Origin of the sequence: Photorhabdus aballayi (assembly GCF_026153155.1) — a bacterium.
GTDB lineage: Bacteria > Pseudomonadota > Gammaproteobacteria > Enterobacterales > Enterobacteriaceae > Photorhabdus > Photorhabdus luminescens.
On sequence record NZ_JAPFCD010000008.1, the window covers coordinates 21,516 to 42,073 of the forward strand.

At 42.2% G+C, this 20,558-nt stretch carries 17 protein-coding genes and 1 pseudogene; 9 read left to right on the forward strand and 9 right to left on the reverse strand.

The features are described from left to right. Window positions 1-4: 4 nt before the first annotated feature. From OO184_RS06395 to OO184_RS06420, 6 genes and pseudogenes are all read left to right on the forward strand, one after another. Entirely contained in the window at window positions 5-331 is a 327-nt protein-coding gene (locus tag OO184_RS06395) for a helix-turn-helix transcriptional regulator (RefSeq protein WP_265378453.1), read from the forward strand. 342 nt (window positions 332-673) lie between these two features. Continuing rightward, window positions 674-1,675: a LacI family DNA-binding transcriptional regulator gene (locus tag OO184_RS06400; protein WP_265378454.1), complete on the forward strand. Its 1,002-nt coding sequence runs from the start codon at window positions 674-676 to the stop codon at window positions 1,673-1,675. 158 nt (window positions 1,676-1,833) lie between these two features. Then, window positions 1,834-3,288: a Na+/H+ antiporter NhaC gene (gene nhaC, locus OO184_RS06405; RefSeq protein WP_265378455.1), complete on the forward strand. Its 1,455-nt coding sequence runs from the start codon at window positions 1,834-1,836 to the stop codon at window positions 3,286-3,288. Further along, window positions 3,275-3,526: pseudogene (locus OO184_RS06410) on the forward strand (aminotransferase); the annotation flags it as partial. The gene nhaC (OO184_RS06405) and the pseudogene OO184_RS06410, both read left to right, overlap by 14 nt. 141 nt (window positions 3,527-3,667) lie before the next feature. Continuing rightward, a complete protein-coding gene (gene nhaC, locus OO184_RS06415; protein ID WP_265378456.1) occupies window positions 3,668-5,122 on the forward strand; it encodes a Na+/H+ antiporter NhaC in 1,455 nt (484 codons plus the stop codon). Further along, window positions 5,109-6,287, forward strand: coding sequence for a MalY/PatB family protein (locus tag OO184_RS06420; protein WP_265378457.1), 1,179 nt, complete (start codon window positions 5,109-5,111; stop codon window positions 6,285-6,287). Before nhaC (OO184_RS06415) ends, OO184_RS06420 begins: the two co-directional genes overlap by 14 nt. Window positions 6,288-6,500: 213 nt before the next feature. Here OO184_RS06420 and OO184_RS06425 read toward each other — a convergent pair whose 3' ends face one another. After that, the gene (locus OO184_RS06425) at window positions 6,501-6,782 is read right to left on the reverse strand and encodes a helix-turn-helix domain-containing protein (RefSeq protein WP_283256237.1); all 282 of its coding nucleotides are present in this window, start codon (window positions 6,780-6,782) and stop codon (window positions 6,501-6,503) included. A gap of 675 nt (window positions 6,783-7,457) precedes the next feature. On the opposite strand from OO184_RS06425, the gene OO184_RS06430 reads away from it, so the two are divergent. Beyond that, complete coding sequence (locus tag OO184_RS06430) at window positions 7,458-8,138, forward strand: helix-turn-helix transcriptional regulator (RefSeq protein WP_265378458.1); 681 nt, start codon at window positions 7,458-7,460, stop codon at window positions 8,136-8,138. A 275-nt stretch (window positions 8,139-8,413) separates the two neighbouring features. On the opposite strand, the gene OO184_RS06435 is transcribed toward OO184_RS06430, so the two are convergent. Further along, complete coding sequence (locus OO184_RS06435) at window positions 8,414-8,938, reverse strand: SprT family zinc-dependent metalloprotease (RefSeq protein ID WP_265378459.1); 525 nt, start codon at window positions 8,936-8,938, stop codon at window positions 8,414-8,416. 150 nt (window positions 8,939-9,088) lie between these two features. Further along, window positions 9,089-10,261: a methionine adenosyltransferase gene (gene metK / locus OO184_RS06440; RefSeq protein ID WP_265378460.1), complete on the reverse strand. Its 1,173-nt coding sequence runs from the start codon at window positions 10,259-10,261 to the stop codon at window positions 9,089-9,091. Window positions 10,262-10,895: 634 nt separating this feature from the next. Here metK and speA point away from each other — a divergent pair. Next, the gene (gene speA / locus OO184_RS06445) at window positions 10,896-12,800 is read left to right on the forward strand and encodes a biosynthetic arginine decarboxylase (protein ID WP_265378461.1); all 1,905 of its coding nucleotides are present in this window, start codon (window positions 10,896-10,898) and stop codon (window positions 12,798-12,800) included. A gap of 169 nt (window positions 12,801-12,969) precedes the next feature. Then, entirely contained in the window at window positions 12,970-13,893 is a 924-nt protein-coding gene (speB, locus tag OO184_RS06450; RefSeq protein WP_265378462.1) for an agmatinase, read from the forward strand. A gap of 13 nt (window positions 13,894-13,906) precedes the next feature. Here the strand turns inward: speB and OO184_RS06455 are convergent, their stop codons facing one another. The 6 genes from OO184_RS06455 to leuC all read right to left on the reverse strand — a co-directional run bounded on the left by OO184_RS06455 (window position 13,907) and on the right by leuC (window position 20,558). Continuing rightward, window positions 13,907-14,134: a prevent-host-death protein gene (locus tag OO184_RS06455; RefSeq protein WP_265378463.1), complete on the reverse strand. Its 228-nt coding sequence runs from the start codon at window positions 14,132-14,134 to the stop codon at window positions 13,907-13,909. Between the two features lie 177 nt (window positions 14,135-14,311). Further along, window positions 14,312-15,031 (reverse strand): TerC family protein, encoded by a 720-nt coding sequence (locus OO184_RS06460; RefSeq protein ID WP_265378464.1) that lies wholly within the window; start codon window positions 15,029-15,031, stop codon window positions 14,312-14,314. Between the two features lie 92 nt (window positions 15,032-15,123). Next, a complete protein-coding gene (gene mutH / locus OO184_RS06465) occupies window positions 15,124-15,810 on the reverse strand; it encodes a DNA mismatch repair endonuclease MutH (protein WP_265378465.1) in 687 nt (228 codons plus the stop codon). A 584-nt stretch (window positions 15,811-16,394) separates the two neighbouring features. Then, on the reverse strand, window positions 16,395-18,056 hold the full coding sequence (sgrR, locus tag OO184_RS06470; RefSeq protein ID WP_265378466.1) for an HTH-type transcriptional regulator SgrR: 1,662 nt from the start codon (window positions 18,054-18,056) through the stop codon (window positions 16,395-16,397). Window positions 18,057-18,534: 478 nt separating this feature from the next. Further along, window positions 18,535-19,140 carry a 3-isopropylmalate dehydratase small subunit gene (leuD, locus tag OO184_RS06475; protein WP_265378467.1) on the reverse strand — a complete coding sequence of 202 codons (606 nt, stop codon included), beginning with the start codon at window positions 19,138-19,140 and terminating at the stop codon, window positions 18,535-18,537. Between the two features lie 8 nt (window positions 19,141-19,148). Continuing rightward, complete coding sequence (gene leuC / locus OO184_RS06480) at window positions 19,149-20,558, reverse strand: 3-isopropylmalate dehydratase large subunit (RefSeq protein ID WP_265378468.1); 1,410 nt, start codon at window positions 20,556-20,558, stop codon at window positions 19,149-19,151.

Genomic DNA, 20,558 nt, shown 5'->3' on the forward strand with positions numbered 1-20,558 from the left:
CTATGTGACTGGGGTGAGTGAAAGCAGCCAACAAAGCAGCAGCTTGAAAGATGAAGGGTATATATCTGTTAGGTTGAGACCACCTAACAATATATTGACAGAGAAAGAGTGGATGGTGATTTTTTTATTCTGCCGAGGTATTAGCAATAAAAGTATTGCTAATGAAATGAACGTTTCATGCCGTATCTTGGAAAGGTATTTTAAAAGTATCTATGAGAAATTATCAATTGGATCAATTATTGAATTGAAGCTTTTTTGCGAAAAAAATAATTATGATCTCTATATTCCACCAAAATACTTTAAATCTATGAACCATTTCCTACTATATTGAAGGCGATAGTTATGTTCCAGCTCTTCTGTCACTTAATCAAGAGGGGTGATTTAAGTGACAGAGAGACATGACTTTCAATAAATCAATGATATGAATCAGCTTCGCAGTTCATTTTCGGAGTCAGATCAAGGATTCCATCATCGGTATATTGAAAGTCTCATCATGTTCATACTTTCAACCGCTTTTATTCTATTGTTAAGCCATTCATTTAATATTATTAAGGCAAACCCAATTCACATGATTCGCTTGAAATAAGGTATGTAAATCCTTTCATGATAATCTGAATAAATTGAGATATGATTCTTCTTCACATTTATCTTACATAACTGTTGAGGAGAGATTATGGCCACAATGAAAGACGTAGCCCATCGAGCTGGAGTATCCGTGGCCACTGTAAGCCGTGTTATTAATAATACCGCTTACGTCGAACCAGGCACTCGTGAGCGTGTAGAAAAAGCCATGCGTGAATTCAACTACCATCGTAATTCTGCCGCGCTTGCATTAGCGAAAAGGTGCGGGAATATGTTGGGTTTACTCACCGGTAATTTGGCTGATCCTTTTTTTTCCCTTTTGGCTCGCGGGGTTGAAAAAATTGCCCGGCAGGAAGAAGTAAAACTGATGGTTTGTAGTGGCGGACATCAAGCTGAACTTGAGAAATCCGCCTTAGATTTTTTAATTAATCAGGGATGCGAAGCAATAGTAGCGCATATCAGTAGAATGAGTGATATAGATGTATTACGTTATGCAGCTCATACACCAGGATTGGTGATTATCAATCGATATTTCCCTGCTATCGCCAACCGGTGCATTTGGTTAGATAACGTCAGTGCCTCTCAGATTGCTACCAACTACCTTCTTCAAAACGGTCATCGAAGAATTGCTTGTGTAACAGCAGATCTACCGATTGATGATAGAAGGCTCCGTTTGGAGGGGTATCAGGCTGCAATGGCTAATGCGGGCATCACCGTACCTGGAAATTGGGTTATTAGCGTTCCATTCAACGAAAAAGGTGGAGAATTGGCAGCAGAAAAGCTCTTAGACAGTGGCATCGGCTTTACCGCAGCAGCAACATTTAATGATGTTATGGCTGCCGGGATGATGCGATCCCTACATCAAAAGAAAATTAAATTACCGGAACAACTGTCGATTGTTGGGTTTGATGATATTGTCCCGGCCCGATATCTTTATCCCCCTTTAACTACCGTACACAATCCAATAGAACGAATGGCTCAGCGGGCGGCTAATTTGGCATTGCAGCTCAGTGCCAAAAAAGAAGTAGCTCCGCAAATGAATATGTTCTCAGCCGAACTTGTCATCAGAGATTCCGTTTTTCGGATAGAATAATAAAAAGCATTACATATAAACATAAGCGAAAAGCGATATACAGATCACATTTCATATCTCATGAAACCAATTACATGAACAAGTAATATCTGTCACATCTCATTCGAAATAAATTCATTATTCTGTTTTAACAGCTCACCTGAAATTGGAATTTTAATATGGATGATAAGAAAAAGCTTAATTTGGGACTCGCTATACTGCCAATTGCAGCAATGCTTTTACTGTTGGTTATTGGGTATGGTCAATTGAATTTACGCATCGAATCCCTATTACTGATATCAGCAGGCATAGCAGCGACATTAGCGTATTGGCAAGGCTATCGCTGGAATGACATTATCGATGCTATTGTGGCAAAGCTGGCTAAAGCGATGCCGGTGATCATGATCCTGATTTGCGTAGGCGGGTTAATTGGGACCTGGATGTTCAGCGGAACCATACCTTACATGATGTATTGGGGGTTAAAACTGATTAGCCCTCAATACATACTTATTGCTGCTTTCTTTATCACGAGCGTTATCTCAGTTTGTACCGGTACGTCATGGGGATCAGCAGGAACAGTGGGGGTTGCCCTTATGGGAGTCGCCGCTGGCCTTGATGTGTCTTTGGCTGCGGCAGCCGGAGCGGTTGTTTCAGGCGCGTATTTCGGCGATAAAATTTCACCGCTATCTGATTCAACTAACTTCGCCGCCATCGTTGCCGATACTGATCTTTACAGTCATGTTCAACATTTGATGTATACCACTATTCCCGGCTTTGTTTTAGCGGCTATTGTTTATTTTATTGCGGGCCATACAAGTTTAACGGGTAACGTGGCGACACCGGAAAAGGTCTCAGAAATCGTGCAATCTCTTGAAAGCCTGTATCACTTCAATTTATTGCTGATTTTGCCTCCGATACTGGTTTTGTGGGGAGCAATAACCAAACGTCCGGTGATACCCGTCATGCTTGCTGCTTGTGTATTAGCTATTGTGCTTGGCATAGGTCTCCAGGGGCTCACCCTTAAACAGGGCCTTAATGCGTTGATAGATGGTTTCAATCTTTCGATGTTCTCTGATCAGGGACACAACATCACCGGAGTCGTTAGCGATGTTTCCCGCCTGCTCAATCGTGGTGGTATGTTCTCGATGATGAGTACTATTCTGCTTGCATTTTGTGCATTCGCGTTCGCCGGTGCTTTAGCACTCACTGGCGCTTTGACCATCATCATTAACCGGCTTCTACAAGTTGTTCACACAACCGGGCAACTTATCGCTGCAACCTTAGTAACAACTATTCTGGTAACGGGCGCAACCTGCAACGGAAAGCTGGCTCTCCTTATCCCGGCAGAATTGTTCAAAGACGCTTATCGCCGGATGGGACTGGATAATAAAAATCTGTCACGAACAATAGAAGATGGCTGTACCGTCATAGAACCGTTGATCCCCTGGACTGCTGCCGGCATTTATATGGCGACTACCTTGGGTGTCAGTACGCTTGAACTGCTACCTTGGGCAATCCAGTGCTATGCTGCCATCTTCTTGGCGCTCATTTATGGCTTTACTGGTTTCGGTATCGCAAAAATCACTCCGGAAAACTCCCTGAATAAAAAGGAAACCCAACGTGAAATTGCCTGATTTCAACCAGATAATCGATCGCCACAATACAAGCTCTGTTAAGTGGGATTTTTTAAATCGTGACTTGCCCTTAAATAAGACTGATTTGCTTCCAATGTGGGTGTCTGATTTCGATTTTCAGTGCCCGGAAGAAGTCTTGTAAACACTCTATTCTCGAATTGACCACGGTATTTTTGGTTATAGCGAACGCGACGATCACTATTACCAAGCGGCAATAGACTGGTTTTCGAGGTGCCATAAACATAAGAGTAAAAGTGATATACAGATATGTTTCACATTCCATGAAACCAATTACATGAACAAGTAATATCTGTCACATCTCATTCGAAATAAATTCATTATTCTGTTTTAACAACTCACCTGAAATTGGAATTTTAATATGGATGATAAGAAAAAGCTTAATTTGGGACTCGCTATACTGCCAATTGCAGCAATGCTTTTGCTGTTGGTTATTGGATATGGTCAACTGAATTTACGTATCGAATCCCTATTACTGATATCAGCAGGAATAGCAGCTACCTTAGCGTATTGGCAGGGCTATCGCTGGAATGACATTATCGATGCTATTGTGGCAAAGCTGGCGAAAGCGATGCCAGTGATCATGATCCTGATTTGCGTAGGCGGGTTAATTGGAACCTGGATGTTCAGCGGAACCATACCGTATATGGTATATTGGGGATTAAAGCTGATTAGCCCTCAATACATACTTATTGCTGCTTTCTTTATCACGAGCGTTATCTCAGTCTGCACCGGCACATCATGGGGGGCAGCCGGCACAGTTGGCGTCGCTCTGATGGGAGTTGCCGCTGGCCTTGATGTGTCTTTAGCGGCAGCGGCGGGCGCGGTTGTTTCAGGCGCGTATTTCGGCGATAAAATTTCACCGTTATCTGACTCAACTAACTTCGCTGCCATCGTTGCCGATACTGATCTTTACAGTCATGTTCAACATTTGATGTATACCACTATTCCCGGCTTTGTTTTAGCGGCTATTGCCTATTTTATTGCGGGTCATACAAGCTTAACAGGTAACGTGGCGACACCGGAAAAGGTCACAGAAATCGTGCAATCTCTTGAAAACCTGTATCACTTCAATTTATTGTTGATTTTGCCTCCGATACTGGTTTTGTGGGGAGCAATAACAAAACGTCCGGTGATACCCGTCATGCTTGCTGCTTGTGTATTAGCTATTGTGCTTGGCATAGGTCTTCAAGGACTCACCCTTAAACAGGGCCTTAATGCGTTGATAGATGGTTTCAATCTTTCGATGTTTTCTGATCAGGGACACAACATCACCGGAGTCGTTAGCGATGTGCCCCGTTTGCTCAATCGTGGGGGTATGTTCTCGATGATGAGTACCATTCTGCTTGTATTTTGTGCATTCGCATTCGCCGGCGCTTTAGCACTCACTGGCGCTTTGACCATCATCATTAACCGGCTTCTACAAGTTGTTCACACAACCGGGCAACTTATCGCTGCAACCTTGGCAACAACCATTCTGGTAACGGGCGCAACCTGTGACGGAAAGCTGGCTCTCCTCATCCCGGCAGAATTGTTCAAAGACGCTTATCGCCGGATGGGACTGGATAATAAAAATCTGTCACGAACAATAGAAGATGGCTGTACCGTCATAGAGCCGTTGATCCCTTGGACTTCTGCCGGCATTTATATGGCGACTACCTTGGGTGTCAGTACGCTTGAACTGCTACCTTGGGCGATCCAATGCTATGCTGCCGTCTTCCTGGCTCTTATTTACGGCTTTACCGGTTTTGGTATTGCAAGAGTTACACCGGAAAATGCCCTGAATAAAAAGGAAACCCAACGTGAAATTGCCTGATTTCAACCAGATAATCGATCGCCACAATACAAGCTCTGTTAAGTGGGACTTTTTAAATCGTTACTTGCCCTTAAATAAGACTGATTTGCTTCCAATGTGGGTGTCTGATTTCGATTTTCAGTGCCCGGAAGAAGTCTTGCAAACACTCTATTCTCGAATTGACCACGGTATTTTCGGTTATAGCGAACGCGACGATCGCTATTATCAATCAGCAATAGACTGGTTTTCGAGGCGTCATAAACTGACCTTATACCGCGATTGGTTTACGTCGATAGAAGGCGTCGTACCCGGATTGGCTTTACTGATACAGATGCTCAGTAAACCGGGGGAAGGTATCGTTGTGCAAGGACCCTATTATGCTTCATTCGCCAAAATTATTACTATGAATGGCAGGATAATGATTGAAAATCCGCTTCTTGAAAGTCAAGAAGGTTACAAAATTGACTATGATCATCTGGAACACGTGTTGAAGCATCACAAACCACCTCTGCTATTATTATGTAATCCACACAACCCTACTGGCCGATGTTGGAATAGTGACGAACTGCTCCAGTTATTAATGCTTTGCAAAAGGTACGGTACGACGGTAATTTCCGATGAAATTTGGGCTGATTTAATTTTGCCTTGGGGAAAATTCACCTCAATACTGCATCTGGGGAGTGAATGGCATAGCAATGTCATTGCCGCCACCTCAACAAGTAAAACATTTGGGCTTTCATCACTCCGTATATCAAATTTTCTCATTCCAAATCCCGAACTCCGACATGCTTTTATCGAACGGTTGAATGCGCATGGACTCGATGTATTCAACGCGCTATCTATGGCTGCGGCTACAGCAGCATATCAACATGGGGATGTATGGCTTGATGAACTACAGCATTATTTGGCGGAAAACCGTTGCTGGTTCGAGCAGGCTTTAACGTCCGCCGTTCCGTGGTGCCGAATGACCAAAGCGGAAGGGACATATCTGGCCTGGCTGGATTGTCGCGATTTAGGTTTGGATGATGCTGCTTTGCAGCAGGTCTTACTACAAAAAGCCAAAATAGTTGTTTCAATGGGATGGGGTTTTGGCGACAGTGGCAAAGGGTTTATCCGAATAAATTTAGGTTGTCCTCGTCAATATCTTGAAAAAGCAATCACTGGTTTAGCTCAGCTAACATCATAAAATAAAAAGATATCTATGAAATTAGTAGAAATATGGGGAGAAATGTTAACATAATACAAAAAATTAACCGGTGATAAACATCCTGAATTGGCCTGTTTATATAATTTAACTAGAGATCGATAATAAAGCAGGGCGTTAATAGCCCTGTTTTAATTTTATTATCATATCTGAAACTTTCCATGAGGAAAGTTTCAGATAATTAATTTCCTCTCATTAATTTTTATATGAGGAGTTCATGTTAATTTTGAAAATGGCAACTAATTTAAAGTATCTGCTCGGCCATATTTCGCAAGGATCACAATTTAAAGCGGCAGCAATAAGCCGTTCACCTTTGGGCCACGGGCGGTGCAGCGCATTACTTAAGGTGGATGGAGCAAGCCCCGCTTCTCTTGAAACAGTAGAAAGATTTGTTCCTTGTTTTTTTAATGCCGCAATAATCTCAGCCGGGCGCCAGTCGTTTTTTACAATCATTTCTTCTTCTCCTAGTTTGGTCATTCAAGGCACTATGTTCATATTCTTTTCAAATTAATATTTTTATATTGTTACAGCCTTTTCCCTGAGTCCGCGCTGGGGCGGAATGCTAAAAAATAGCTGTACTAAGACATTAAACCCCGCTAAGTACAGCCAAATATTCTCCAAATGGAAAATGTTATGTCTAACGACAAAAAAGTCATAAATGAACTTCAATTGTTCAAAAATAAACATTAAATGTTCAGAAATATTCTTTTATGAATACTAGAATGTCCAAAAATTTTAATTACTTTTGGGGATACTGGAACCGTATGAAATACTTTAACGAACGTCTTAAGCTTTTCAGTTACAGGGAATGGCATCAACTCAGTTAGCTCAGCGAATTCACTTGACCTCTTGTCATTACTTACTCAGTCGTCTGTCTTATAGACAATAAGACAATTAATCTTAATGAGTTGAGAGGTTACGTGCGTTCAATTTATAAAATATTTCTTAATCGATAAAATAAATCACCTAAATAATTATTTATTTATAATGCTATCGTAAAGTTAATAAATATAAATTTTCTGACCGAGTAATTATTGTGCTATATTATATAGTTAAGTTATTTCAAGTATAATTCAGACAACAATTTATTAAGATAATGTCTTAATGATAATCAAGTGGTTACTATGTCAAATATAATAAAGGAGCGATGACATGAATAATAAGTTAATTATTTCACCCCAAGTTATTAACACATTAGCAATCAGTAACGATCCTTGGGGAATCAAAGATAAAAATTCATGCTTTATTTATGGCAATCTGGCACTTAAACATCTTGAAAATCTTCCAGACTCATTTGATTACGAGGGGCGGTATGATTATGAACTTCCTTGGGGTGGCGCTGAGTTTGCAAAAGAATTTGTTCTTCATGATCAAAGTGTAATGAAGAGCGAAACAACAGTATGTTCGCTTGAAACACATATGTATGGCAACGATAAATTCTTATCATCTCATTTTTGTGAAAAATACCCACTATATAATGATGAAAACGAATGTGTCGGAGTCATTTTCCACGGATGGGAAGTCCAAAATTTCTCATTAACCCGTCTATTTTATGGAAAATTCCCTGCCTCCATTATATTTCAACCACCGACTCATTTATTTACTCCACGAGAATGGGATGTCATTTTTCTTTCTTTACATAAATATACCAATAAACAAATTGGCAGAATATTAAATATTTCTTACCGTACTGTTGAACACTATACGGCACAAATATACAGAAAGGTTGGTGTTAAATCTGCTCAGCAATTGGAGGAATACTGTCGCTTTAATGATTATGATCTTTATGTACCAGAAAGATTTTTACATCCTGGAAGCAGCATTTTGGTTTGAATCTCAAATCTTAGCGAGGTTCGTGACAGGAAATGGCCGAATTGAATTATCGTTATATGCTCCATTTATCGGGAATATCGGGCATGACTTATTTACACGATGACTCCTTTGCTGCCCGTTTTAAGGAAGAAACGGCAGTAAATATCCTTTCTTTTCAACATTTGACTATTTTTTAATTAGTCATAAATTTTCTTCCTTTCTTCCCTGCTCAGAAGTTGTGTGATTTATATTTAGATAGTGGAGTAATTAAATCACATTTTTATTATCATAAATATTTATAAATTAGGATTGAGAGAATCTATTGATTTAGCAATAAGCTTCTCTCCGCATTTTTGACAGATATAATGACTTTCTCCGCGCAGAATTTTATTATGGCGTCTTAGAGTTAGTTCATGTTGCTGGCAACTACAGTAATAAGTAAAAGTTTGACTACGTACTGAGTCGATTTTAAATTTGTGTGTACGGTTAGCTGGAACATTCAGTACTTCTTCCATCATCCAACGCCATTGTTTCCCATGTGGAGGTACTTTCCCAAAGTAGCGATAAACCAATAGATGAGCTAATTCGTGAGGCACAACTTCATCAATAAAAGTTTGTTGATTTTCAATCAATAATACTGGATTAAGGCGGATTTCCCAATTTTTTATATAGGCACTGCCAGCGGTAGTTCCCCGCTGGCGGTAGTTTATTGTAGGCTCAGGAAAATCACAGTTAAGATATAAGTTTGCTTGTTGCAGTTTTTGCTGCAAAGTATTTATAACGGCTTGTTGTAGGGAAATTGGAACGCTAGCTGCTTTCATGTATTGAAAATAAATAGGTAAGGATTGGTGAATTTTATTATAAATCCTTGAACAACCGATAATGGTATTTTTATGGATTCTTCAATCGTCAGCTAATGCTAAGAAAAGTCTGGTTTAGTTATCTAAACCAGACTTTTTGCTGTTATATTTTTACATATTCATAGCTGATAGTTTCAGACCCGCAGCATCACGCAGCGCTTCTGCTTTATCAGTGGCTTCCCACGGGAACTGTGGACGACCAAAATGACCATAAGCCGCAGTATCACGATAGATTGGGTGTAATAGATCCAGCATCTGAATCAAACCGTGAGGGCGTAAATCAAAGAATTCACGTACCAGCAGAGTCAGAGTTGCTGTTGAAACTTTTTCAGTACCGAATGTTTCCACCATGATGGACGTGGGTTCTGCAACGCCGATAGCGTAAGAAACTTGAATTTCACAACGATCAGCCAGGCCAGCAGCAACAATATTTTTCGCTACATAGCGAGCAGCGTAAGCCGCTGAACGGTCCACCTTGGATGGATCTTTACCGGAGAATGCTCCGCCGCCATGACGTGCCATGCCGCCGTAAGTATCTACGATAATTTTACGACCAGTCAGACCACAGTCTCCCATTGGGCCGCCAATGACAAAACGACCTGTTGGGTTAATGAAATATTTGGTTGTTGGATTTAACCATTCAGCAGGCAGAACCGGCTTGATGATCTCTTCCATAACCGCTTCTTGCAGATCTTTCTGGCTAATATTTTCAGCATGCTGTGTGGAAAGTACAACCGCGTCAACGCCGACAATTTTGTCGTTATTGTATTGGAAAGTGACTTGGCTTTTAGCATCGGGGCGTAACCACGGCAGTATACCATTTTTCCGAACTTCAGCTTGACGCTGAACCAGACGGTGTGCATAGGTGATAGGCGCAGGCATGAGTACGTCAGTTTCGTTGGTGGCATAACCAAACATTAGCCCTTGGTCGCCAGCGCCTTGTTGTAGGGGATCTTCACGATCAACACCTTGGTTAATATCCGGTGACTGTTTACCAATGGCGCTTAATACTGCGCATGAGTTTGCATCAAAACCCATTTCAGAATTAACATAACCAATCTCTCGAACTGTTTGTCGCGTAATTTCTTCAATATCAACCCAAGCGCTGGTAGTAATTTCACCACCAACCATGACCATGCCAGTTTTAACATAGGTTTCGCAGGCAACTCGTGCTTTTGGATCTTGTTCCAGGATAGCATCAAGAACGGCATCAGATATTTGGTCTGCAATTTTATCAGGATGCCCTTCGGAAACAGATTCGGAAGTGAAAAGGTATGTGGTCATTATATAACGTTACCTTAAAAGTATAATTTCAGTTTGGAAATGGATGGATTAACATCTAGATGGCTATTTTAGGGTAATTCTTATCCATGCGCTAGATTTTTTTAGTTCAGTGAGTAATTTTCATCGGGGGAATGAATAATTTCTTGGTTTATATGTCGGTTTTGTTCAATTTCATTTTGCAATTTTATGCGATTGCGAGTATAAACAGCGGCCGTAGTTGAAGTATTTGTGCTACAGACTCGCAGAAAGCTAATATAGCTTCTGTTTCTCAATCGAGAAAATGGCTCCTTAAATATGAGTCATGTGTGGGGGTGAATGGGGTAATGAACCATTATCTGCTGATTGCTAATGGCCAACAGCCACACTTGTCGTCGGATGTATCCGCGTCTTTTTCCTTTCTTTTCAATATGTCTTTAATTCGATGTTATCTGTTGTCTGCAAACAGGCCGGATATGTCGGACAGGTGTATTGTCACTCGGTAATTTTGTCATTGTTTAGTAGTAACTAAACGCTTTTTACAACCTGAGAGCATGCTGTTCCCTGATATTTCTCAACACGCGAGATTATAGCGTTTTGGGTTATTTATTAATTACAGGCGAAGGCGAAAAACTCTCACTCCCTTAAGGAGACTGCCATGAATGATAATATCGCTCGTAAAATGCAACAGACTTACAATATTGCATATTGGGGAGGGAGTTACTACTACGTCAATGATCTTGGCAATGTTAGTGTGTGTCCAAATCCTGATTTGCCGGGGGCAAGAATTGATCTTGCGGAATTGGTGAAAAGAGTTCAGCAGGAGCAGGAACATTTGCGCTTGCCGGCGCTGTTTTGTTTCCCTCAAATCCTGCAACATCGTTTGCGTTCAATCAATGCTGCATTTAAACGTGCTAGGGAGTCATATGGTTATAAAGGCGATTACTTTTTAGTTTATCCTATTAAAGTGAACCAACAACGCCGCGTTATTGAATCACTGGCCAGTTCCGGCGAACCTTTAGGGCTTGAGGCCGGCTCCAAAGCAGAGCTAATGGCGGTGCTAGCCCATGCGGGTATGACTCGTACCGTCATCGTGTGTAATGGATATAAAGATCGTGAATATATTCGTCTGGCGTTGATAGGCGAGAAGTTAGGTCACAAGGTTTATTTGGTGATCGAGAAAATGTCTGAGATCGCTCAGGTATTGGAAGAGGCTGAACGATTGAATGTGATTCCTCGTCTGGGAGTTCGTGCACGTTTAGCATCTCAGGGATCAGGTAAATGGCAGGCCAGCGGCGGTGAAAAGTCGAAATTCGGGCTGGCGGCGACTCAGGTATTGCAATTGGTTGAGACTTTGCGCGCAGTGGATCGACTTGATAGTCTGCAATTGTTGCATTTTCACCTTGGCTCACAGTTGGCGAATATCCGTGATATCGCAACAGGGGTCCGTGAATCAGCGCGTTTTTATGTCGAGTTACATAAACTTGGGGTAAATATTCAATGTTTTGATGTTGGTGGTGGATTGGGTGTCGATTATGAAGGGACCCGTTCTCAATCTGATTGTTCTGTGAATTATGGGTTGAATGAATATGCCAACAATGTCATTTGGGGGATTGGCGATGCTTGTGATGAACATGGTTTACCCCATCCGACGGTTATCACAGAATCCGGGCGTGCCCTGACGGCTCATCATACTGTTTTGGTCTCCAATGTTATCGGGGTTGAGCGTAATGAATTTACGCAGACCACGCCACCGGCAGAGGATGCTTCCCGTCCGCTCACCAGTCTGTGGGAAACATGGCAGGAGATGCACTCTGAAGGGAATAGACGTTCTTTACGTGAATCGTTGCATGACAGCCAGCTTGATCTGCATGATGTTCACACACAATATGCGCATGGCATGCTGGATTTGACGGAACGGGCATGGGCGGAAGAATTATATCTGAATATTTGTCGCCGTATTCAACAGGATCTTGACCCAAGCAACCGTGCTCACCGGCCGATTATTGATGAGCTGCAAGAGCGCATGGCAGATAAATTCTATGTGAATTTCTCTCTGTTCCAGTCTCTGCCTGATGCATGGGGTATCGACCAGTTGTTCCCGGTTTTACCGATTGAGGGGTTGGATAAGCCGTTGGAACGCCGTGCTGTGTTGTTAGATATCACCTGTGACTCTGATGGCATCATTGATCATTATGTGGATGGCGATGGTGTAGCAGCGACAATGCCGATGCCCGCTTATGACCCCGGTTGCCCGCCAATGATTGGTTTCTTTATGGTGGGAGCATATCAGGAAATTCTTGGCAATATGCATAACCTGTTTGGCGATACAGCGGCTATTGATGTTTATGTATTCGATAATGGCGAAGTGACCTATAACCAAAGTGAAGAGGGGGATTCCGTCGCCGATATGCTGCAATATGTGAAACTGGACCCTAACGTATTGATGGCTCGCTTCCGTGATCAAGTAAAAGGCGCGGATTTGGATACAGGTTTGCAAGAGCAATTTTTACTGGAATTTGAAAGTGGTCTTTATGGCTACACATATCTGGAAGATGAATAATCTTCTGGTGTTAATTAAGCCTCCTGTATACAGATAATGTTATTTATATAAACCAGATGCGAAATGCAGAAAAATGGGGTTATCTCAGAAATACCCCATTTCGTCATGGCATGGGTATTCTGGTATTAAATAGCTTTGTTCTGTCGGGAAACTTTTGAGGATATATCTCATGACAATAAGTACCTTGGGCAACCAACAAGATGACTCTTTGGTTTCTAATGCCTTCGGTTTCCTGCGCTTTCCGCTGAATTTCCAGCCATATTCTAGCGATGCAGAGTGGGTAATTACTGGGGTGCCATTCGATATGGCAACATCAGGCCGTGCAGGTAGTCGCCACGGGCCTGCGGCTATTCGTCAGGTTTCTACTAACCTGGCATGGGAAAGCCGTCGTTGGCCGTGGGATTTTAAATTACGCAATTGCCTTAACGTTGTGGATTGCGGCGATGTGGTCTTCAACTTTGGCGATGCTCAGGATATGAGTGATAAGTTGCAAGCTCATGCTGAAAAAGTGCTGGCTTCCGGTAAGCGTATGCTCTCTTTTGGTGGTGACCACTTTATCACTTTGCCTTTGCTGCGCGCTCATGCCAAACATTTCGGCAAAATGGCTTTGGTTCATTTTGATGCTCATGCTGATACCTATCCAAACGGTAGTCAATTTGATCACGGTACCATGTTCTATCATGCGCCAAATGAGGGGTTGATCGACCCACATCATTCAGTACAAATTGGTATCCGTACCGAACATGGACGGGACAATGGTTTTACGGTGCTGGATGCTGATCAGGTTAATGACCGTAGTGTGGATGATTTGCTTGCTCAGATAAAAGAGACGGTCGGTAATATGCCGGTTTACCTGACCTTCGATATCGATTGTCTTGATCCTGCTTTTGCGCCAGGTACGGGGACCCCGGTTATTGGTGGTTTGACAACTGATCGGGCACTGAAATTACTGCGTGGTTTGCAACCGCTAAATATTGTCGGTATGGATGTGGTTGAAGTGGCTCCAGCTTATGATCAGTCTGAAATTACGGCTCTGGCAGGTGCGACTATTGCGCTGGAGATGCTTTATTTACAGGCATCTAAGAAGCGCTAAATAACACGTAGTCTTAATATATTTTAGGGGATAGTGAAATAAGCTCGTATTGAGTTGTAGAGCTATCCCCTTCAAACATAAACTGAATTTCCCGATCTGCATCAAAAAAATCCTCGCCTATGGTAATAAGATCTTCGAATCCTCCGGGAACTCTATCTTGTTGGTTGATTGGTACAAGTTGGACATAAGGTTTGCCAGTTTTGTTAGCTAATTGGTTTAGGTTACTTTTAACTTCATGCATATTTTGTTTGGATCGTCATAGTAAGGTGCTTATATTTGGCTAGATTAGCCAAGTTAACAAAAGATGTCGAAATAACCGGCAATTTTTTTGTTACATGGAATTGAGATGCCGCAGTGTTGAACTGGGCATCTACTAGTAAATCAAAGAATGATATTTTTTAGCGTTGTTATTGTAGCGCTACTTCTCATTTCTTTTCTTTTTCCCGCGCATTAGATTTAGTGTTTCTACTGCCATTGAGAAGAACATGGCAAAATAGATGTAACCTTTAGGTATATGCACTTGTACGCTTTCCAGAATAAGGGTAAAGCCCACCAAAATTAAGAATGACAGCGCCAACATTTTGACGGAAGGGTGGCGGTCAACGAATTCGCCGATAGGACGAGCGGCGAGCATCATAACACCGACGGCTATGACAACGGCTGCCATCATAATGAATAGATGATCGGACAGACCAACTGCGGTGATAACTGAATCCAGGCTGAAAATAATGTCCAGCAACATAATCTGGATGATAGCCCCCATGAAGGAGTGAACAGGACGTTTTAGCTCTCCTTCATTGTCACCTTCGATCGTTTCGTGGATTTCTTTGCTGGCTTTCCATATCAGGAACAGACCGCCAAAGAATAGGATTAAGTCACGAGCAGAAATGTCATGTCCAAAAACTGTCAATATTGGGTAGGTTAGCCGAATAACCCAGGCAATAGATGCTAACAGCGCCAGGCGCATTAGCATTGCTCCCATTAGCCCGATCCTACGTGCTCTATTTTGTTGATGGTTAGGGAGTTTTGCCACAACAAGTGACAAAAAGATAATGTTATCAATCCCTAAAACGATTTCTAGAATTGTCAGGGTGGCAAGTGCCATCCAGGCGTGGGGCTCAACAATCCATTCTAACATTGCTTATTAAAACCTTAAGGTAAAAATCTAATTATACGCGTGATTAGATGCAAGGTAAGTATGACAATGTAAAAATCAGTCAGAGCTCAACGTTAAATTAAAAAATGGCGAGCCAGTAGAGGAGCGGTGAAATTTTTCCTCAGATAGAATCCGCGAGGCAGAGTCATAATAGGTTGGCCGTGTACTCCAATTGCTTCGGTTAATGCTTTGCTGTTAGCCGCTTTTGGGCGTAACTGTAATACTTCGCCATGACGGGCGGTAACACTCTCTACTTTGCCAAGCACGATGAAATCCATCAATTCTTCCCAATCGCGACGCAGTAACTCTTCCTCTTCTTGATTGGGACTCCACAATAAAGGGGAACCCACTCGGCGTTTGGCTAAAGGAATTTCTCGTTCACCTTCAACGGGTATCCACAGTACCCGCGATAATTTGCGTCTCACATGACAACTTTTCCAGGTAATACCGCTGTTCCCTGTTAATGGGGCAACGCAGACAAATGTTGTTTCCAGTGGATAACCTCTTCTATCTACGGGGATAGTTTTGAGCTCAATGCCGATATGTTCGAAATCTTGTTCTGGCTTACTGCCGGCACTCGCACCGAGATAATATTCTAGCAACATGCCTACCCAGCCTTTATCTCGTTTTAGATTGGGTGGGATAGGCAAATTTGCTTTTGTTGCGAGTTCTCCCATTGATAAACCAGCCAGAAGTTGGGCACATGCAAGCAATTGTTGCTCGTTGTCTGGTGGCGGTGGGGGGGAAAAAAGAGTGTTCATTTGGGATATCCGTTTTTTAGGTCAAAAAACAGCCTTGGTTTCTGTGAATAATAAATCTGAGGTTTATACAATAGCTAAAAAGTGATAATAGCATGATATACAAACATTTTTTATTGCTGTTTCAAATATTATAAAATTGACTGTCGTTCTTGTTCACCTATTGCCGGTAATAATGAACAGGATCTTACACCATGTTATCCACAGTTTTATGGGATAAGTAGACAAAAATGAGATCACTGGTTTGATTTACAGGTTTGACTCACACTTTTTTCTACAAAAACCGCTGTTTTTTGCTTAACTAAAAAGCATAACCTGTGGATAACATGATATTTGGTTGTTTTTTGTTCTTATCAACTAACGTTGTCTATTATAGCTGTGATTAATGCTAGAAATACCGAGGTAAATAGCAGCTATTTCAATGAAAAGTAAATACTATTTCATTTTTTGTCTATTGATTGATAATTCATAATATAAAGCTATACCTGAATTACCCCTGCTTTTTTCACATAGATATCCACAGAAAAAGTGAATAAAAGCGAGTTTGTGCACCTGTGTGTGTTCATAACTCTGGCCTTTTCTGTGAATTACCCTTCATGTGGGTTGAACCAAGCAGATTTGAAATCAAACCAACCAAAGGTGTTCATTTTGACTCCTCGCATGCTTCTTTGTCCCTGCAACTCAAGCCAGTGGTGGAACAGCGGATGTAGCCAATGCTCATCAATTATTTTTTCGCACCATTCTTCAAGGGATAGTTCTTGTCGTCGCCATTGAGATACTTCTTTATTCAAGTTATCACCAAGGCACTTTTTCAATAATGGCATCTCGTACAGTGTCGCGAACAGCGAAAATTCCAGAGGATTATAAAAGTTGGCGGTAGAAAGCCAGAGGTCGCTTTCGGCGTTGCCATTGAACCATGTGTCATAATCCACGATGTTGATTTTCAATTCGACGCCGCATTTGGTCAGTATGGCTTGAAGGATTTGGCTGATTGTGTGGTATTCGTGATGTTGATGGTAAAGTGTGATGGTCAGATGAGTAATATCCTCTGGTTTGTTCAATTCAGATATGAGCTTACTGTGGTGCCAGCGTAGTAATAAACCATAGGCGGGTGACCAGTGACGTTGATAAAAGGGGTCGCAATGCGCGAGCAGATTTATTGGTGTTAGCAGGCTACATAGCCATTGGCGAACGTCTTCTCTCTTACATTTAGTTGAACGGTGGTCATGTAGTAGGAAATAACAGCCTTCTTCTATCCTGCTATCTAGCGAGTTATTACCTGTGCTGTCACTTTCCAGATGCAGCGTTGTACAAACCAGTTTCTCGGCTAATTCTGGTAGAAACCATATATTCACCTGATCAATCAGCGCCCGAAAGCCAAAGTAATTATCAAAGGCACGAATTTGTAGTTTCTGAGCACTGTTTTTTATTACCTGGTAAGGGCCGGTTCCCACTGGCATACGAGAGAAGTTCGGTAACTTTGTCCACTCTTGAGGCAAGATCATGGCATGTGGGCTGCCGATTAATAAAGGGAGCCAGAGATCGGGTTCTGAAAGAAAAATGTCAATCACATAGGGTGTGGGCGTGGTGATTTTTTCAATATGAGAAAAAAGGGGCAGGTTGCGTAATCTTTGTAGCGAAGCAATGACATCTGCCATCTGTAATTCTCTGCCGTGATGAAAATGGATGGCCGGCCGTAGATAAAAGCGCCAATGATTTGAGGATAATTGTTGCCAATGATGAGCTAAGTCAGCTTCTGGTTCCCCATTTTCCTCATTTATGCGGGTTAGGCTATTAAATATCTGTCTGACCAGATGAATTTCAGAACGGCGCAAAGGCGAACCGGGTAAAAGATTAGGGAAGGGGCGATAATAGAGTATCCGCAGTAAGTTTTTTCCCTGACGGAAACGGCGTTCAATCTGGGATAGTACCATATGACGGACTGTATCTTTATCGCCAACCAGTTGGACCAATTTCTCAACGTTCTGTTGCTCAAGCAACTCTTCAGCCCGTTGTTGCTGGAATTCCCATCCATCACGCAAGAAATTCAGTTGAGAACGTTTCCCCCGACCAGATTCTGCCTGCCACTGTAACCAGCCAGCTTTCTGCATATTGTTGAGCAGTGAACGGATATGGCGTTTTGAACAATGCAGTACATTTGCCAGTTCTTGTAACGTTGTTTCAGCCTCTTTTCCTTGATGGTGTTGCCATAATCGAATGAATTGTTGTTGTAAACGTGAACTGGGCATAAAAGAGGAACTCCAGAGTATTATTCATCAATTTTTATTTTCTTATATTGCAGCGATAATTATCTGTATTGAAAGTAGCTCAATAGGCCAGACGAAATCTGGCTTCTCCCCCAATTTTCTTGAGTAATGGTGATTTGCCAGCCAGTAAGAAAGCTTACTGGCTTTTTTTCTTATTGTACATTGTGTACGCTCTGCTTCTTTTTTACATATCAATTTAAAGCGAGTAATCATCTGGCATTGGTAGCGTTTTGTCCAGCCGCTGTCTCTATTTCATCTATTAATTTCTTTTAATGTGATATTGATCGGTTAAATATTAGTTAAATTACTATATATGGCTATGGCTATGGCTATGGCTATGGCTGAAAAGGTGATTGTCTGCATGAGTGTTGAGTATAGACGTGGTGGTATTGTTCTTGCTTTTGCACTGATAAAAAAATCCCGCAGTTGAAGACTACGGGATAAGTTAATAAAGGCAACATTAACGCAGGAAAACCGGTTGTTCCTGCTCGTAAGCTGTTATGGCATCCAGATGTTGTAATGTCAGGCCGATGCTGTCCAAACCATTCATCATACAGTGACGCCGGAAACTATCGATTTCGAAATCATAGCTTTTATTGCCAGCGTAGACTTTCTGTTGTTCTAGATCGACAGTAAAACGACAAACTTTGTTTTGCTGAACTAACTCAAATAGCTCATTGACATCTTTATCGTTCAGTTTTACTGGCAATAATTGGTTATTGAAAGCATTACTGTAGAAAATATCGGCGAAACTTGGGGCGATAACCACTTTAAAACCATAATCCGTTAATGCCCAAGGCGCATGTTCACGGGAGGAACCGCAACCAAAGTTTTCACGAGCCAGAAGGATACTAGCGCCCTGATAACAAGGCTGATTTAATACGAATTCAGGATTAGGTTTTTGTCCTGCATCATCAAGAAAACGCCAATCATGAAACAGATGCTGACCAAATCCGGTACGAGTGACTTTCTGCAAGAATTGTTTGGGAATTATGGCGTCAGTATCGACGTTTGCAGCATCTAAAGGAGCAACCAAGCCGGTATGTTGAATAAGTTTTTCCATCATTCTCTCCTTTATGACTTCTGTGCTGGATGGCGTATATCGATAAAATGACCATTAATCGCTGCCGCTGCCGCCATCGCTGGACTTACCAAATGGGTGCGCCCGCCACGTCCTTGGCGCCCTTCAAAGTTGCGGTTACTGGTAGAAGCGCAACGTTCACCGGGTTGCAAGCGGTCATTATTCATTGCCAGACACATGGAACATCCGGGTAAGCGCCATTCAAAACCGGCCGCTATGAAAATTTTGTCCAAACCCTCTGCTTCTGCTTGTGCTTGAACAGGGCCTGATCCGGGAACAACGATTGCCTGAACGCCAGGTGCAACTTTATGGCCTTGTGCGATAGCTGCGGCAGCCCGTAAATCTTCAATCCGGGAGTTGGTGCAAGAGCCGATAAAGACTTTATCAATCTTCACATCTGTTAGCTTAATACCGGGTTTCAAGTCCATATAAGCCAGTGCTTTTTCAGCAGATGCACGTTCGACAGGATCACTAAAGGATTCTGGCGCTGGAATTGTTTGATCAATGGCGATCACTTGTCCAGGGTTTGTTCCCCACGTGACCTGCGGAGAGATCTCTTCTGCATTAATCGTAACAACAGTGTCATATTGTGCATCAGGATCGGATTTCAATGTCTTCCAGTAAGCGACAGCTTGCTCCCACAGCTCTCCTTTTGGTGAGAATTGGCGACCTTTCATATAAGTAAAAGTGGTTTCATCTGGTGCGACCAAACCTGCTTTAGCACCCATTTCGATTGCCATGTTACATAAAGTCATACGGCCTTCCATGCTAAGTGCTTCAATTGCCTTACCACAGAATTCCACCACATATCCTGTACCACCTGCACTACCCGTTTTGCCGATGATCGCCAGAACGATATCTTTGGCGGTAATAGCATCACCGACATCACCTATCACTTCGATTTTCATCGTTTTAGCACGGGCCTGTTTCAGGGTTTGGGTGGCGAGTACATGTTCAACTTCAGAAGTGCCAATACCGAAGGCCAATGCGCCGAATGCTCCGTGCGTGGCAGTGTGGGAATCGCCACAAACAATAGTCGTGCCTGGCAGAGTAATACCCTGTTCAGGTCCGATAACATGAACAATCCCCTGATAGGGGTGATTGAGGTCATATAATGTGATACCGAATTCGGCGCAGTTTTTCATTAACTCCTGCATTTGAATACGTGCCATATCACCGCAGGCGTTAATATCTTTTGTTTGCGTGGATACGTTATGATCCATTGTTGCGAACGTTTTACCAGGTTGGTGCACAGGGCGACCTTTAGTGCGCAAACCATCAAAAGCTTGTGGAGAGGTTACTTCATGAACCAGATGACGATCAATATAGAGTAACGGGGTTTCATTCGGCACTTCCCGGACAATATGAGCGTCATATAATTTTTGATATAAAGTCTTAGCCAT